This is a genomic window from Aminobacter aganoensis, from assembly GCF_014206975.1.
Taxonomy (GTDB): domain Bacteria; phylum Pseudomonadota; class Alphaproteobacteria; order Rhizobiales; family Rhizobiaceae; genus Aminobacter; species Aminobacter aganoensis.
Window position 1 is genome coordinate 212354 of record NZ_JACHOU010000006.1, and the last position, 15655, is coordinate 228008.

General features: G+C 64.2%; 13 protein-coding genes. 2 read left to right on the forward strand and 11 right to left on the reverse strand.

Annotated elements, in window-relative coordinates; translation table 11 throughout:
* Positions 1-40: 40 nt before the first annotated feature.
* From GGR00_RS14965 to GGR00_RS15015, 11 genes are all read right to left on the reverse strand, one after another.
* Positions 41-1195: an ABC transporter substrate-binding protein gene (locus GGR00_RS14965; RefSeq protein ID WP_184699851.1), complete on the reverse strand. Its 1155-nt coding sequence runs from the start codon at positions 1193-1195 to the stop codon at positions 41-43.
* Between the two features lie 137 nt (positions 1196-1332).
* Positions 1333-2244, reverse strand: coding sequence for a LysR family transcriptional regulator (locus GGR00_RS14970; RefSeq protein ID WP_055979803.1), 912 nt, complete (start codon positions 2242-2244; stop codon positions 1333-1335).
* Positions 2245-2498: 254 nt separating this feature from the next.
* Entirely contained in the window at positions 2499-3563 is a 1065-nt protein-coding gene (locus GGR00_RS14975; protein WP_055979807.1) for an ABC transporter ATP-binding protein, read from the reverse strand.
* 19 nt (positions 3564-3582) lie between these two features.
* Complete coding sequence (locus GGR00_RS14980; protein ID WP_055979809.1) at positions 3583-4374, reverse strand: ABC transporter permease; 792 nt, start codon at positions 4372-4374, stop codon at positions 3583-3585.
* Positions 4371-5165 carry an ABC transporter permease gene (locus GGR00_RS14985; RefSeq protein WP_377865028.1) on the reverse strand — a complete coding sequence of 265 codons (795 nt, stop codon included), beginning with the start codon at positions 5163-5165 and terminating at the stop codon, positions 4371-4373. Before GGR00_RS14985 ends, GGR00_RS14980 begins: the two co-directional genes overlap by 4 nt.
* Before the next feature lie 187 nt (positions 5166-5352).
* Positions 5353-6459, reverse strand: a complete 1107-nt coding sequence (locus GGR00_RS14990) for an ABC transporter substrate-binding protein (protein ID WP_055979816.1) — start codon at positions 6457-6459, stop codon at positions 5353-5355.
* A gap of 238 nt (positions 6460-6697) precedes the next feature.
* Positions 6698-7870: an iron-containing alcohol dehydrogenase gene (locus GGR00_RS14995; RefSeq protein WP_184699852.1), complete on the reverse strand. Its 1173-nt coding sequence runs from the start codon at positions 7868-7870 to the stop codon at positions 6698-6700.
* A gap of 64 nt (positions 7871-7934) precedes the next feature.
* Positions 7935-9323: an aldehyde dehydrogenase family protein gene (locus GGR00_RS15000; protein WP_184699853.1), complete on the reverse strand. Its 1389-nt coding sequence runs from the start codon at positions 9321-9323 to the stop codon at positions 7935-7937.
* Between the two features lie 72 nt (positions 9324-9395).
* Positions 9396-10766, reverse strand: coding sequence for a glutamine synthetase family protein (locus GGR00_RS15005; RefSeq protein WP_184699854.1), 1371 nt, complete (start codon positions 10764-10766; stop codon positions 9396-9398).
* A 105-nt stretch (positions 10767-10871) separates the two neighbouring features.
* Positions 10872-12431, reverse strand: a complete 1560-nt coding sequence (locus GGR00_RS15010; protein ID WP_055979827.1) for an amino acid permease — start codon at positions 12429-12431, stop codon at positions 10872-10874.
* An 18-nt stretch (positions 12432-12449) separates the two neighbouring features.
* Positions 12450-13271, reverse strand: a complete 822-nt coding sequence (locus GGR00_RS15015) for an N-formylglutamate amidohydrolase (protein WP_184699855.1) — start codon at positions 13269-13271, stop codon at positions 12450-12452.
* A gap of 170 nt (positions 13272-13441) precedes the next feature.
* On the opposite strand from GGR00_RS15015, the gene GGR00_RS15020 reads away from it, so the two are divergent.
* Positions 13442-14269 carry a MurR/RpiR family transcriptional regulator gene (locus GGR00_RS15020; protein ID WP_184699856.1) on the forward strand — a complete coding sequence of 276 codons (828 nt, stop codon included), beginning with the start codon at positions 13442-13444 and terminating at the stop codon, positions 14267-14269.
* A gap of 220 nt (positions 14270-14489) precedes the next feature.
* Positions 14490-15653 carry an efflux RND transporter periplasmic adaptor subunit gene (locus tag GGR00_RS15025; protein ID WP_184699857.1) on the forward strand — a complete coding sequence of 388 codons (1164 nt, stop codon included), beginning with the start codon at positions 14490-14492 and terminating at the stop codon, positions 15651-15653.
* The last annotated feature ends 2 nt before the right edge of the window (positions 15654-15655 follow it).

Below are 15655 nucleotides of genomic sequence, written 5' to 3' on the forward strand. Positions count from 1 at the left end.
CTGCGCGTCGACCCTCCCCACAAGGGGGAGGGTAAGAACCTCAGCGGCCGCCGATCACGCCGATATAGTCCGACACCCAGCGATAGTAGGGCACGCACTGGTCGTTCTGGCTGGCGCATTTCGACACCGGCGTCTTCCAGAACTTGATCTTGGCGAAGTCCTCGAAGCCGTTGGTCTTGCAACCTTCGTCGGTGAGCAGCGCGTTGCCCTTGCAGGCGGCGGGCACTGCCGGATTCGAACCGAACCAGGAGGCGAGATCGCCCTGCAGCTTGGGGTTCAGCGAGTGCTCGAGCCACATGTAGGCGCAGTTCGGGTTGGCCGCCTCGACATGCATCATCGTCGTGTCGGCCCAGCCCGTGGCACCCTCTTCCGGAATGGTCGAGGCGATCGGCTGCTTTTCCGACTTGAGCAGGTTGACCTGGAACGGCCACGAGCCGGAAGCGACGACGCCTTCATTCTTGAAGTCGTCGACCTGGATCATGGCATCGTGCCAGTAGCGGCCGGCCAGCGTGCGCTGGACGCGCAGCAGGTCGAGCGCTGCCTTGTACTGGTCTTCGTTGAGTTCGTAGGGATCCTTGATGCCGAGGTCGGGCTTGTGCGCCATCAGGTAGTTGGCGGCGTCGGCGATGTGGATCGGGCCGTCATAGGCCTGGACGCGGCCCTTGTTGGGCTTGCCGTCGGGCAGGTCCATCGCCTCGAACACGACGTTCCAGCTCTTGGGCGCTTCCTTGAAGACATTGGTGTTGTACATCAACACGTTCGGGCCCCACTGGTAGGGCACGCCGTAGTGCTGGCCGTCGACCGTGAACCACGGCGCATCCTTGAGGCGATCGTCGACGGTCGACCAGCTCTTGACCAGTTCGGTGTTTATCGGCTGGACGCGCTTGCCGGCAACGAGGCGGAGCGAGGCGTCGCCCGAGGCAGTGACGAGGTCGAAACCGCCCTCGTTCATCAGCGCCACCATTTCATCTGAGGTCGCGGCTGTCTTGACGTTGACCTTGCAGCCCGACGCCTTCTCGAAATCGCTGACCCAGTCGTAATTCTTGTCGGTCTCGCCGCGCTCGATGTAGCCCGGCCAGGCGATGATGTTGACCTGGCCCTCGCCGGCGCCGATTTCCTTGACCTGCGCAACAGCCTGGCCGGAAAAGCTGCAGGCCAAGGCGATTGCCGTGCAGGACTTCAGAAGTGCCTTCATCTCGATCCTCCCATGTGCAGGAACCGCTCTCCCATCGGCGGTGTTGTCCTGGAACGAAAGGTGCGGCGAAAGCGCAGGTTTCGCAATTTCATTCGAAAGATGGGTGATATCGGTTTTTCCGATATCTAACGGGCACGTCAAAGCCTTTGGCGGACTGTCCGTTGCGCCTGGGCGATGCCGATGAAATCGCGCGCCGCCGCCGGCAGCGACGAGCCGCGCCGCCACACCATGCCGACCTGCACCACCGGCAGCGAGCCGGAGACGTCGCGGGATTCGATCCGGTCGCCTTCGAGCGACCACGGCCGGTAGACGAGGTCGGGCAGCAGTGCCACCCCTGCCCCGGTCGCCACCAGCGAACGCACCGCTTCGACCGAGCGCGTACGGAAGGCCACATGCGGCTTGGCGCCGATGGCCGAAAGCAGCTTGCCGGTGTTCTCCTCGATTTCATCGACCGAGAGCATGATCAGCGGCTCGGACGCGATGTCGCCGACGCCGATGATCTCGGCAGACGCCAGCGGATGGCCAAGCGGCAGCCACAGGCGATAGGCGGAGACCTCCAGGATTTCCGACTGCAGCGCCATGCGGTCGCGCAAATTGGAGGTGACCATGACGGCGAGGTCGAGCTTGCCGCCGACAAGAAGGTGCTCGAGGTAGTCGCCATTGTCCTCGATCGCCGAGATCTCGACCGCAGGATGGGCGCGGCGGTAGCGCGCCAGCAGGTCGGACAGCACGTAGCCAGCCACCAGCGAGGTGACGCCGAGCTTGAGCTGCCCGGTGGCGGTTGCCTGCCCGCCGAAGAAGGTACGCCGCGCGTCGGACACGTCGGCCAGGATCTTGGTGGCGTGGCGCAGGAACTGGTGGCCCTTGTGGGTGATGTTGAGCCCGCGCGGATGGCGCTCGAACAGCTCGACGCCGAGATCGCCCTCCAGTTCCTTGATCGCCTCGGTGACCGACGACTGCGAGATCGACAGGTTCTGCGCCGCGCGCGAGATCGTGCCCTGCTCGGCGACGGCGACGAAGAACTGGAGCTGGCGAAGCGTGAAGGCCATGGCCGGAGTAGACAGGGCGGCAGGGTGTTTGGGAAGGGGTGGCGTTCCCTTGCGAGAGAAGACAGATCCATCGTCGTGACGTTGGGATTCTCTCTCGTTGACGGCAGGCAGATGTTCAACCTCCCGATCCGTCGCACCGGCAAAGGTCGGCCGCAAAAACACGCCCCAAAAACGCATACGAGGCGGGAAAGTCCCGCCTCGTAGCCAAGCCCAGTTCGATGGACCGTGATCCGGCCGCAGCCGCCCGGCGCCGCCTAGTGCAGCACCAGCACGTCGCCGGAGGAAAAACTGATTTCGGTCTTTTCGCCGACAGCCGGCGGCGGGGTCGAGGAATTGTTGAAGGTGTCGAGCGAGACGAAGTTCTGACCGACACCGACGCGGACGCGGATGACCGAGCCGAGGAAATGCACGTCGGCGATCTGGCCCGTGAGGTTGGCATCGTTGCCGGGCCGGCGGCCGAGCGAGATCGCCTCGGGACGCAGCGCAAGCGACAGCGTGTCGCCCGACTTGGAACCGTTGAGCTTGCCCTTGAGGCCGATCTCCTCGGCATTGATCTTGACCGTGCCGGTCGTCGCATCGCTGACCGTGCCTTCGAGCACGTTGAGCGTGCCGACGAAATTGGCGACGAACTTGGTCGAGGGGCGGTTGTAGATCTCGAACGGCGTGCCGGTCTGGTCAGCGCGGCCCTCGTTCATCACGACGATGCGGTCGGACATCGACAGCGCCTCTTCCTGGTCGTGGGTGACGAAGATGGTGGTGATGCCGAGCTTCTTCTGGATCGAGCGGATTTCCTCGCGCAGCGAGATGCGCACCTTGGCGTCGAGCGCCGACAGCGGCTCGTCGAGCAAAAGCAGCTTGGGCTTGGGCGCAAGCGCGCGGGCAAGTGCGATGCGCTGCTGCTGGCCGCCCGACAGCTGGTAGGGATAGCGGTCGCCGAAATCGGGCAGCTTGATGATATTGAGCATCTCGGCGATGCGCGCCTGGGCCTCGGCCTTGGGCATGCCGGCGACCTTGAGGCCGAAGCCGATGTTCTGCGCCACCGTCAGGTTGGGGAACAGCGCATAGGCCTGGAACACCATGCCGATGTTGCGCTGGTTGGGCTTGAGGCCGGTGACGTCCTTGCCGCCGATCATAACCTTGCCGGCGCTGGGTTCCTCGAAGCCGGCGACGATGCGCAGCATTGTGGTCTTGCCGCAGCCCGACGGCCCGAGGAACGAGACGAACTCGCCGGCGCCGACGTCAAGGTTGAAGTCCTTGACCACGGCGACGTTGCCGAACGACTTCTTGACGTTCTGGATGGAAAGGAAGGGATCGGCCATTGGCGTTTGCTCTTCTTGTTCAGTTCGGGCGATTTGCCGACTTCGGCGCGAAACGGGCGAGGATCTGGATCACCGACATGCAGCCCCAGGTGATGGCGAAGGCGATGACCGCAAGCGCCGCCGGCTCGTAGGCGCGGTTGGCGCCGATGTTCTGCAGGTAGGGACCGAAGGCCGGACGGTTGAGCAGGCTGGCCAGCGTGAATTCGCCGATGACGATGGCGAATGTCAGGAACGCGCCCGACAGCACGGCGATCAGCACGTTGGGCAGGATGACACGGGCGATGATCGTGGTCCAGCCAGCGCCGAGGATCTGCGCCGCCTCGGTCAGCGTGCGCACGTCGATGGTGCGCAGGCCGGTGTCAACGGCGCGGTACATGTAGGGCAGCGCCAGCGTGGCGTAGCCGATGACCAGAAGTGCATCGGTGCCGCGCGCCGAGCCGAGGAACGGCAGCGGCGAGTTCGAGCCGTACATCCTGATGTAGCCGAAGACGATGACGATCGCCGGGATGACCAGCGGCAAGAGCGTGATGAATTCGACCACCGGCCTGAGATGCGGCATGCGCAGCCGGATCCAGTAGGCGGTCGGCACCACGAGCAGGACGCCGAGCAGGATGGTGAACACCGCCACCGTCACCGAATAGGCGAAGGTTTCCTGGAAGCGGCTGTCGCCGAGCACCACGCGATAGGCGTCGAAGGAATATTCACCGCGCCGCATGCGCAGCGAGAACTCGAAGGTCGCGATCAGCGGGATGAAGAAGTAGGCGGTGCCAAGCCCGAAGACGAGCCAGGCCCAGAAGCGACCGGTCTTCATTTGAGCCACCTCTCCGAGCGGGTGCGGAACCAGATGTAGAAGATATTGGCGAGGCCGGTGACGACGATCATGCCGAAGGCCAGTGCGTAGCCGAGATGCGGATTGTGCAGCACGTCGCCGCGGATCTGCGCGTAGAGCTTGATCGGCACGATGTTGAGCGACGAGCCGGTGAAGGCATAGGCCGTGGCGATGGCGCCGAAGGAATTGGCGAACAGCAGGATCACCGTGCCGAGGAAGCTCGGCCACAGCACCGGGATGACGACCATGCGCCAATACTGCCAGGTGGTGGCGCCGAGCGTCGCGGCAGCCTCGCCCCACTCCCGCTTCAGCCCGTCGATCGCCGGCGTGATGATAACGATCATCAGCGGGATCTGGAAGAACAGGTAGACGATGATCAGGCCCCACGAGGTGAGCACGTTGAAGCCCATCGCGTAGATGTTGATGCCGAACACGTCGCGCAGGATGACGGTGACGAGGCCGAGGCGGCCGAGCGTCGCGAGGAACGCGAAGGCCAGCGGCACGCCGGCGAAATTGGAAGCGACGCCCGAGAACGTCATCGTTGACGAGCGCACCCAGGCAGGCAGGCCGCCGCGGACGATGGCAATCGCCATGGCGAGGCCGACAAGCGCCCCGATGGTGGCCGACCAGAAGCTGATCTTGATCGAGACCCAGTAGGAATCGCGGATCGACTGGTCGGCGAAGAGTTGGCGGATGTTGTCGAGTGTGTACTGGCCCTGGTCGTTCTGGAAGGCGCCGACGACGAGATAGAGCGTCGGCAGGATCAGGAACATCAGGGCGAAGATGAAGAACGGTGCCACGCCGAGCCAATGGGTCGGCAGTCGGAAACCGCTCTTCGCCTCCGGCGGCGCGGAGCGCGCGGCATCAGCCGTGGTGGATATGCTGGCTTGGGTCATCGGGCCGCCGTCTGGAGAGAAAATGCGGGCGGCCGCTAAGCCGCCCGCGATGGCAATTGCTCAATTACTGAACGTTGGCGCCGACCACGGCATCCCACTGCTTGGTGATCGCTTCCTTGGCCTTGGCCTGGTCGTCAAGCGTCGGGAACACGGCCTGTTCGTAGGCAGCAGCCGGCGGCAGCTTGTCGAGCATTTCCTGCGGGATCTTGCCGTTCTTGGCGAGATCGTTGAAGCGGATCGGGTGGCAGTAGCCCTTCAGCCAGCCGAGCTGACCTTCATCGGAGTAGAGGTACTCCATCCACAGCTTGGCAGCGTTCGGATGCGGCGCGTAGGCGCTGATCGCCTGGACGTAGACGCCGGCGACGACGCCGGACTTCGGCACCACGACCTCGACCGGCGGGTTGCCGTTGAGGGTATCGCGACCCGCAAGGGCGTTATAGTCCCAGGTGATCAGGATCGGGGTCTGGCCCTGTGCAAGGGTGGCCGACTTGCCGATGACCGGCACGAAGTTGCCCTTGGCGTTCAGCTCCTTGAAGAAGGCGAGGCCCTTCTCGGCAGCCGAAGCGGCGTCGGTGCCGCCGGTGCCGAGACCGGCAGCGTAGACGCCCTGGATCGCCTGGTTGGACGCACGCGGATCACCGGCGAGGGCAACCGAGTTCTTGTACTCGTCCTTGAGCAGGTCGGCCCAGTCGGTCGGCGCATTCGGCACCAGGTCCTTGTTCACTTCGAAGGACAGCACGCCGTAATAATCGCCATACCAGAAGCCGTCGGCGTCCTTGGCGGTATCGGGGATCGAATCCCAGGTGGCAACCTTGTAGGGCTGGATCAGGCCGTCGGCCTTGGCCTGAGGGCCGTAGGAGAGGCCGACGTCGATGACGTCGGGCGCCTGCGGGCCCTTGTTGTCCTTGTTGGCCTTGATGGCCTCGATCTCGTCGCTCGAACCCGCGTCGGGGTTGAGTTCGTTGACGGTGATCTCGGGGTACTTCTTCTTGAAGCCCTCGATCACGGCGCCGTAGCCGCACCAGTCATGCGGCAGCGCGATGGTGGTCAGCTGGCCCTCCGCCTTCGCGGCAGCCTCGAGCGCGGCCATATCCTGGGCCGAGACGATAGCCGTCGTCACCATCAGCGACGCCGCGCTTAGGGAAAGCACCTTCCCTGCAAACTTGAACATGTTGTTCTCTCCGTTGAACTGACGCCATGAGACGCCTGCGATGCGGTAATGGCTGCATGTGACAGTCGCATGAAGGTTACGTGAAGCCCGCGCCCGCAGTGCAAAAAGTTAACTACTTTTAATCGGTTGTCGCAATCGTCGCCGTTGTTTACCGGCTAATTAAATTTCGCATGCCTCCCCAAGCCCCTCCCTCTATTTTGCCGACTATAGAAAGCAGGAATACCTTCCTGCACTAGTCTCAAACCGTCCCTTCGATGGCGTTTTCAAGCAAGCCGAGTGCTGCCTTCTTGGTGAGCTTGACCGGATTGCCGCCAGCCGTCGGATCAACAACGGCCATGTCGGCGATCAGCGTCTTGCGCTTCTTGTCCATGTCGAGGCCCTTGATCAGGCCCGGCAGCGCATGCGGCACCTTGAGTTCCTTGCGCAGCTTGATCACCGCCTTGGCGAAACCGTCGAAGCCGCCCTTGATGCCGCAATAGGCCGACAGGCGGACGATCTTCTCCTCGATGGCGTCGCGGTTGAAGGCGAGCACGTAGGGCATGAAGACGGCGTTGGTCATGCCGTGGTGCGTGTCGTAGAGCGCGCCGATCGGGTGCGACAGCGAGTGGATCGCGCCGAGGCCCTTCTGGAAGGCGGCGGCACCCATCGCGGCAGCGCTCATCATGTGGGCGCGGGCGGTCAGGTCCTTGCCGTTGGCAAACGCCTCGGGCAGGTTCTCGAACACTAGGCGGACGCCCTCGACGGCGATGCCGTCGGCCATCGGGTGGTAGCCCGGCGCGCAATAGGCTTCGAGGCAGTGGGCAAGTGCGTCCATGCCGGTGCCGGCGGTGATGAAGGACGGCATGCCGACCGACAGCTCGGGATCGGCGATGACGATCGCCGGCAGCAGCTTGGGATGGAAGATGACCTTCTTGGTGTGGGTCTCTTCATTGGTGATGACGCCGGCGCGGCCGACCTCGGAACCGGTGCCGGCAGTGGTGGGCACGGCGATGATCGGCGCAATGGCGTCGGAGTTGGCGCGGGTCCACCAGTCGCCGACATCCTCGAAATCCCAGACCGGCAGCGTCTGCCCGGCCTGGAAGGCGATCAGCTTGCCGAGATCGAGCGCCGAACCGCCGCCGAAGGCGATGACGCCGTCATGCTTGCCTTTCTTGAAAACAGCGATGCCGGCGGTGAGGTTCGATTCGACCGGGTTCGGCTTGACGTCGGAAAAGACGCCGTAGGGCACCTTGGCGTCGTCGAGGATCTTCAGTGTGCTGGCAACGACCGGCAGTTTGGCGAGGCCTGGGTCGGTGACGAACAGCGGCTTCTTGATGCCGGTGGCGGCAAGCACGTCGGGCAGCTCAGCGATGCGGCCGGCGCCGAAACGAACGGTGGTCGGGTAGTTCCATTTGGAAACGAGTTTGGACATTTTTGCTTTCCGAAAAAAGTTGGGAGCGTCCCCGCACACATCTGGCGGGGACGGATGGAAATGGTCAGATCTTCTCGCGCAGGTGATACGACTTCGGCCGGGTCAAATTGTCGTAGCCGATCTGCGACAGGGCTGCGCCCTTGCCGGTGTCCTTGACGCCGGTCCAGACGAGCGCCGGATCGAGATAGTCGCAGCGGTTCATGAACACCGTGCCGGTCTCGACGCGGTCGCCGATCGAGATGGCGTGCTCGGTGTCGGCGGTCCAGATCGAGGCGGTGAGGCCGTAGGGGCTGTCGTTCATCAGCGCGATCGCCTCCTCGTCGTTGCGCACCTTCATGATGCCGACGATGGGGCCGAAGCTTTCCTCGCGCATCACCGACATCTGGTGGTCGACATTGGTCAGCACTTCGGCCGGCAGATAGGGCGAGCCTTCCTTGTCCTGCGCGTCGCGGGTGTTCATGTGCGCCACAGCGCCCTTGCGCAGGGCTTCGGCCTTCTGCTCGCGGATGAAGTCGGCGAACCGCGCCTGGGCCATCGGCCCCATGGTGGTCGCCTGCTCCAGCGGATTGCCGAGCACGTAGCTCCTGGTCTCGGCGATGAAGCCCTCGACGAACTGGTCGTAGACCTTCTCGTGGACATAGACGCGCTCGATGCCGCAGCAGCACTGGCCCGAATTGAAGAACGCGCCCTCGACGAGATTGGCGACCGCATGGTCGAGCTTGGCGTCGGCCAGCACATAGGCCGGGTCCTTGCCGCCGAGCTCGAGGCCGAGCGTCATGAAGGTGCCCGCGGCCGCCTTCTCGATGGCGCGCCCGCCGGCGACCGAGCCGGTGAAGTTGACGTGGTCGATCTTGCCCGACCCGAGCAGCTTCTCGGTCTGGGCGTGGTTCAGCACCAGGTTCTGGAACACGCCCTTGGGCAGGCCGGCCTTGTCGAAGGCCTGCTGGAAACGTTCGCCGACGAGCAGCGTCTGCGCGGCATGCTTAAGGATGACGGTGGAGCCCGCCATCAGCGCCGGCACGATGGTGTTGACGGCGGTGAGGTAGGGATAGTTCCATGGCGCAACCACCATGACGACGCCGAGCGGATCCTTGCGGACGTAACGGCGGAATCCATCCTTGGGGTTGGACGCAGGCACCGGCGCGAGCGCGCGCTCGGCGATCTCGACCATGTAGTTGGTGCGTTCCTTGACGCCGCCGAACTCGCCGCCGTAGCGCACCGGGCGGCCCATCTGCCAGGCGATCTCGGGCACGATGTCGTCGCTCATCGCCACGAGGTTTTCGAGCATGGCAAGCATGTATTTGCCGCGTTCGGCAATCGATGTCTGGGCCCAGGCGACCTGGGCGGCGCGGGCGCGCTCGACGGCGGCGCCGACCGCCTTGTCCTCGGCAAACGGGCGCTCGACATAGATCGAACCGTCGATGGGGGATTTGAGCTTGACCGTTTCGGTCATTTTTCTGGGTCCTTCCAATATTTCAAATCCCTCCGGCCATCGGCCAGAGGGTCCTGGCGGGTGGTGACGACTTTAGTATCGCTCGAAACCGCGATGCAATTCCCAGTCGGTGATGCGGCGATCGTATTCGAACTGCTCCCAGCGCGCGGTGTGGACGTAGTGCTCGACGACTTCCTCCCCGAGCGCCTCGATCAGCATCTTCGACGATGCCAGGGTCTCGGTGGCATCGCGCAGTGTCTTGGGAATTTCGGGCAGGCTGGCCGCCTGATAGGCGTCGCCGACGAAGGGCTTCTGCAGCTCGAGCTTTTCGTCGATGCCGGCTAGGCCGGCGGCGATCAGGGCGGCGAAGGCGAGATACGGGTTGAGATCGGCGCCGCCGATGCGGCACTCCATGCGGATGCCCTTGGTGCCCTCGCCGCACAGGCGAAAGCCGGCGGTGCGGTTGTCCTCGCTCCACATGATCTTGGTCGGCGCGAACGTACCGGCCTGGAAGCGCTTGTAGGAATTGATGTAGGGCGCCAGGAACCAGGTGAACTCCTTGGCGTATTTGAGCTGTCCGGCGGCCCATTGCTGGCCGAGCTTCGACAGCGTCCATTCGCTGCCCTTGTCATAGAACAGCGGCGTCTTGCCGTCGGCGCTCCACAGCGAGTTGTGGATGTGGCTGGAGTTGCCGGCCAAGCCGTAATTGTACTTCGACATGAACGAGATCGACTTGCCTTCCGAAGCCGCGATCTCCTTGGCGCCGTTCTTCAGGATGACATGCCGGTCGGCCATCTCCAGCACTTCGGCGTAGCGGACGTTGATCTCTTCCTGGCCCGGGCCCCACTCGCCCTTGGAGTTCTCGATCGGAATGCCGGCGGCTTCCATCTCATTGCGGAGCCGGCGCATGACGCCTTCTTCCTTGGTGGTGATGCCGATCAGGTAGTCGCCGATATAGGGCGAGGCGGTGTCGAGGTTCTGCCAGTGCTTGGCGCGGGCGGAATCGTAGGTTTCGGAGAACAGGTAGAATTCGAGCTCGGATGCGAAATAGGCAAGATAGCCGCGATCCTGTAGCCGCTTGACCTGCTTGCGCAGGATACCGCGCGGCGAATGCGGCAGGTCCTCATGGGTGTGATGGTCCTGCAGGTCGCAGAGCAGCAGCGCCGTCTTTTCCAGCCACGGCACGTTCCGGATCGTGTTCAGGTCCGGCTTCATGACGAAGTCGCCATAGCCTTTCGACCAGCTTGCCGCCTTGTAGCCGGGCACCGGCTCCATATCGATGTCGTTGGCGAGCAGATAGTTGCAGCCATGCGTCTCGTCATAGGCGGATTCGACAAAATACCTGGCCAGGAAGCGCTTGCCGACCAGACGGCCCTGCATGTCGACGGCGCAGGCGAGGACCGTGTCGATCTCGCCTGCGGCGACAGCCTTCTTCAACTGATCGAATGAGAGATTTCCAGCCATTTTTGTTCCGCTCCGGGCAATGCCGCTTCAGGTTTTGGACGATCGTTCTGAGGTTGAAACGAGACGTGGCCGGCGCTTGGCCGGCCACGGCCATGTCGGGGACTGTCAGTGTCCGGTTTCGCCCACGGCGCGCTCGGCAGCAGCAATCTCGGCGGCACGCTTGCCCACCTCGTCGCCGATCGGCGGGCCCTGGAAGCGGCCGCGTTCGAACGCGAACCAGACGATGCCGGTGACGACCAGGAAGCCGACGGTGATGTAGAGCGCCCAGTCGTTCGGCGGCTGGATGCCGAGCACGAAGATCAGCACCATGGCGATGATCGACAGCACGGCGAACAGCTTGAAGACGCCTTCGCCAAGATCCCACGGACCCATCTTGTCCCACTTCGAAGTGCCCCAGGCCATCAGGCCGAGCGCGATCGGAATGGTGAACGAGAAGAACAGGAAGATGACGGTGCAGGCGACGACGATGGTGTACACCGGCGTGTCACCGATAGAGACCAGCGACGAACCCCAGACGAACAGGACGGCCAGGATCGAGCCGGTCCAGATCGCCGCGACGGGAGTGCGGTAGGTCGGGCTGACCTTGGCCAGAGCCTTCGAGCCCGGCAGGCCGCCGTCACGCGAGAAGGCGAAGATCATGCGCGAGGTCGACGTCACCGTCGCCAGGCCGCACAGCCACTGCGCGACGAAGATGGCGAGGTACAGGATGTCCTTCACCACTGGATTGACCTGCTGTTCCATGCCCCAGAAGAACACGTTCCAGCCTTGCTTGGCGGCTTCGTCCATGTTCGGCAGCATCAGCACGAACGAGCACAGCATGATGTAGCCGAACAAGGCCGACCACAGCACCGAGCCGACCATGGCGCGGGGCACCGAATGTGCGGCCTTCAGCGTCTCCTCCGAGGTGTGCGCCGAGGCGTCGTAGCCGGTGATGGTGTAGATCGGCAGCAGCAGGCCGAGCATGAACACCCACATCGACGAGTTTGCCGGCCAGACATTGCCTCCCGCCTCGCCCGAATAGTTGGCGAAGGTGAAGAGGCGGCCGATCTCGTAGCTGTCGGCCGCAGCCAGGCAGACCAGTGCCAGTGCGATTGCCGTTGCGAAGATCAGATAGCCGGAGAAGTCGGTGAGCTTGGCGGTCAGGCCGATGCCCATGTGGTTCACCAGCGCCTGCAGGCCGGTGATGATGGCCAGGAAGATGATGCGCGTGGTGGTGGTGTCCTCGAGCCCGAGATAGGTCGTGCCGAAGGCGCCCATGAAGAAGTAGTAGGTGCCGACATTGATGGCACCGAGCACCGTGACGAGGCCGAGCAGGTTGAACCAGGCGGTCAGCCAGCCGGTGAAGCGGTTGCCGAGGATCGAGCCCCAGTGATAGAGGCCGCCGGCCGTCGGATAGGCCGAGCTGATCTGCGCCATGGCCACTGCGAACACCAGCGACACGAAGCAGCCGATCAGCCAGCCGATGCCGATCGCCGCGCCGCCGGCGCCGGACGTCGCCTGCGCCAGCGAATTGATGCCGCCGGACAGGATGCAGATGATGGAGAAGGAAACGGCGAAATTGGAGAACTGGCTCATTCGCCGTTCGAGTTCCTGGGCGTAGCCCATGCTGTGCAGGACTTTGACGTCCTCGCTCTTGTCGTGATCGGAATAACCAGGCGATGTCATGTGAATGTCCCCTTGTTGTTATGCCTTTGTCTGTGCTGCGCGACCGTTGCCCGGCCCGAACGCGGCCGCTTCGCCCGCTTCGGGTTCGAGTTCGGCAAAGATGCCCGTGAGCAGATCCGCCCATCTCCGCTGCCCGGCCGGAGCCGAAATTTCGTCGTTGCGGATTTCGATCATCGCGCACGGCAGGCCGCGCGACCTGCCGTGGTGTTCCAGGGTGAAGTAGACGCGGTCGGCTGGCGAGTAAGGCTCGTTGACGCCGACGGTGACGCCATCGAGTTGCTGCAACGCTGTCACCAGCGGCGCGGCGAGACGGCTGTCCTCGTCATGGATGATGCCAATGTGCCAGGGGCGCGAAACGCCCTTGTAGACCGGAGTGAAGGAATGGACAGACACCAGTCTCGTCTCCCGCCCTTCGCGGCGCCGCTCCGAAACGATGTCGTCGATCGCATCGTGGAACGGCTGCCATGATAACGCGATTCGCGCCTGCCGCTGAGTGGCCGAAAGCTCGGCATTGCCGGGGATGATGGTGGTCTCGCTGATCTCGGGAATCAGGTCGGGCGCGCCGAGCGGGCGGTTGCAGTCGATGGCGAGGCGCGAGACGCAGGACTCGACCAGCGTCGCGTCGAGGCCCTCGGCCACGCGCTGCGACACCGGCAGCGCGCCCGGGTCCCAGGCGATGTGGCGCAGCATTTCCGCTGCGTCGAGCCCGAGCGTGCCGACGCTCGCGGGAAGATGGTTGGAGGCGTGGTCGCAGAGAATGACGTAAGGACTGCGCCCGTCCCGGTTTGTCACCCGGACGGCATTCGACATGGCGCGCGCGGCGGCCTTGGCAGTTCCCATTCGCTCATCCCCGGGGCGTATCGTATGTTACGAATTTTTGTTCATTGCGCCCGTATGGATGATTTCATACACATCATGAGAGTTTGTCAAATGCCATTTTAAGGCATGCACCGGCCCAAGCGGTGTGCCAGAACAGAGCTGACCGGTGCAGGACCGAGACGGGGAGACGAATGGTTTCGAGCGTTGCCGAACTGATCACCGAAAAGATCGACACCATGCCTGCCGGCGAGCGCCGCGCGGCGCAGACCCTGATCGCCTCCTACCCGCTGATCGGGCTCAAGACGGTGGCGGAGTTTTCCCAGCAGGCCGGTGTCTCGTCGCCGACGATCCTGCGCTTCGTCGCCCGGCTCGGCTTCCAGAACTATCCTGAGTTCCAGTCCGCCCTGCAGGACGAACTGGCTGCGCAGTTGCAGTCCCCGGCCTCGCGCACGACAGCAGCGCAGTCGCCCCTGCCCGCCTCGACCGCGCCGATCCTCGAAGCCGTGCTCGAAAACATCCGCGAGACCTTCCGGCATATTTCGGATCGGCAACTGACCGACATCGTCGCCCAGCTCGCCAATCCGAAGGCGCATGTCTACCTGGTCGGCGGCCGCTTCACCGATCCCCTGGCACGCTACATGGCCGCCCATCTCAACCTGATCCGGCCGAACGTCAGCCACCTCGTCGGCCAGGAAATCCTGTGGCGCGACCGGCTGATCGACATGGGCAAACGCGACACGCTGCTGATCTTCGACATCCGCCGCTACCAGGACAGCCTGATCCGCCTGGCCGAGAAAGCGCACGACAGGGGCACGACGATCATCCTGTTCACCGACCAGTGGCTGTCGCCGATCGCGCGTTTTGCCCGCCATGTCGTTGCTGGCCGCACCGCCGTGCCTTCGGCGTGGGACTCGTCCGCGGCCCTATTCGTCGCCGCCGAGACGCTGATCGGCGCACTGACGCGAAAGCTCGAAACCGAGGGCGCCAAGCGCATCCGCGCGATCGAGGATCTGCGCTGAGGCCGAGCGCCATTCTTGCAAAGATTACGCAGATTTAATGTGCGACAGGTGGAGAATTGCCATAAGTCTCCGCTATCGAACTAGGCTATACTACGCGGCTGAGCAGGCCTGACGCCGAAGAGCGATTTGTGTGCGCCGCGCGGCGAAGGCTGCGCCATCGCAACGAATGAAACGCCACGTGTTCCCGAAGCGGAACGAAACGCAGCAGACCGGAGTACGCATGGCCGCCTGGAAGCAGATTGTCTTGGCAACCGTCATTGTGCTCGCAGCCGCCGCCGGCTGGGTGCTGTTCGTGCCGGGTTCGCGCGACGTGCTGGCGAGCTGGGGCATCGACTGGGCCCGGGCCGCGACGGAAAGCACCGCGCAGGCAAACGGCGGCAACGGTGCTGGCCGCCAGGGCGGTGGCGGCCGCGGCGGACAGGCACAGACGCCCGTCGTCACCCAGCCGGTCACCACGGGCACCATCAACGACAGGCTGTCTGCGATCGGCACCGGCCGCGCGCTGAACTCGGTGGTGATCAACCCCTACGCCTCCGGACGCCTGACCGAGATCGCCGTCGCAGCCGGCGAAAAGGTCGAGGCCGGCGCGGTGGTGGCCAGGCTCGATGCCGATTCCGAAGAGATCGCGCTCGAGCGCGCCCGCATCGCGCAAGGCGACGCCGAGGCCTCGCTGGAACGCATCAAGGCCCTGCGCGCCACCAACACCGCGACCACAGTCCAGCTCAAGGAAGCGGAACTCGCCGTCGAGAACGCCCGCCTCGCCGTGCGCGACGCGGCCCTTGCGCTCGACCGCCGCACCATCAGTGCTCCCATCGCCGGCATCGTTGGCATCCTGCCGGTCGAGGCCGGCAACTACGTCACCAGCCAGACGACGATCGCCACCATCGACGACCGCTCGCGCATCATCGTCGACTTCTGGGTGCCCGAGCGCTTCACCGGGCTGATTGCGGTCGGCGCGCCGCTGACCGCCAATTCGGTCGCGCGCCCCGGCCAGATCTTCAACGGCGTCGTCAGCGCCATCGACAACAGGCTCGAAGAGCAGAGCCGGACGCTGCGCATCCAGGCCCGCCTCGACAATGACGGCGACCAGTTGCGGGCCGGCATGTCGTTCCAGGTGGTGATGCAGTTTCCCGGCGACACCTTCCCCTCCGTCGATCCTCTGGCGATCCAGTGGGGCGGCGACGGCGCCTTCGTCTGGGCGCTGGCCAACGGCAAGGCCAAGCGCGTGCCCGTGCGCATCATCCAGCGCAACACCGACAGCGTGCTGGTCGAGGCAGCACTGGTGCCGGGTGACCAGGTCGTCACCGAAGGCATCCATACCGTCCGCGAGGGCGCCGAACTTCTCATCGCCGGCAGCGAAGCTGCCACGCGCAGCGGCTCCTGAGC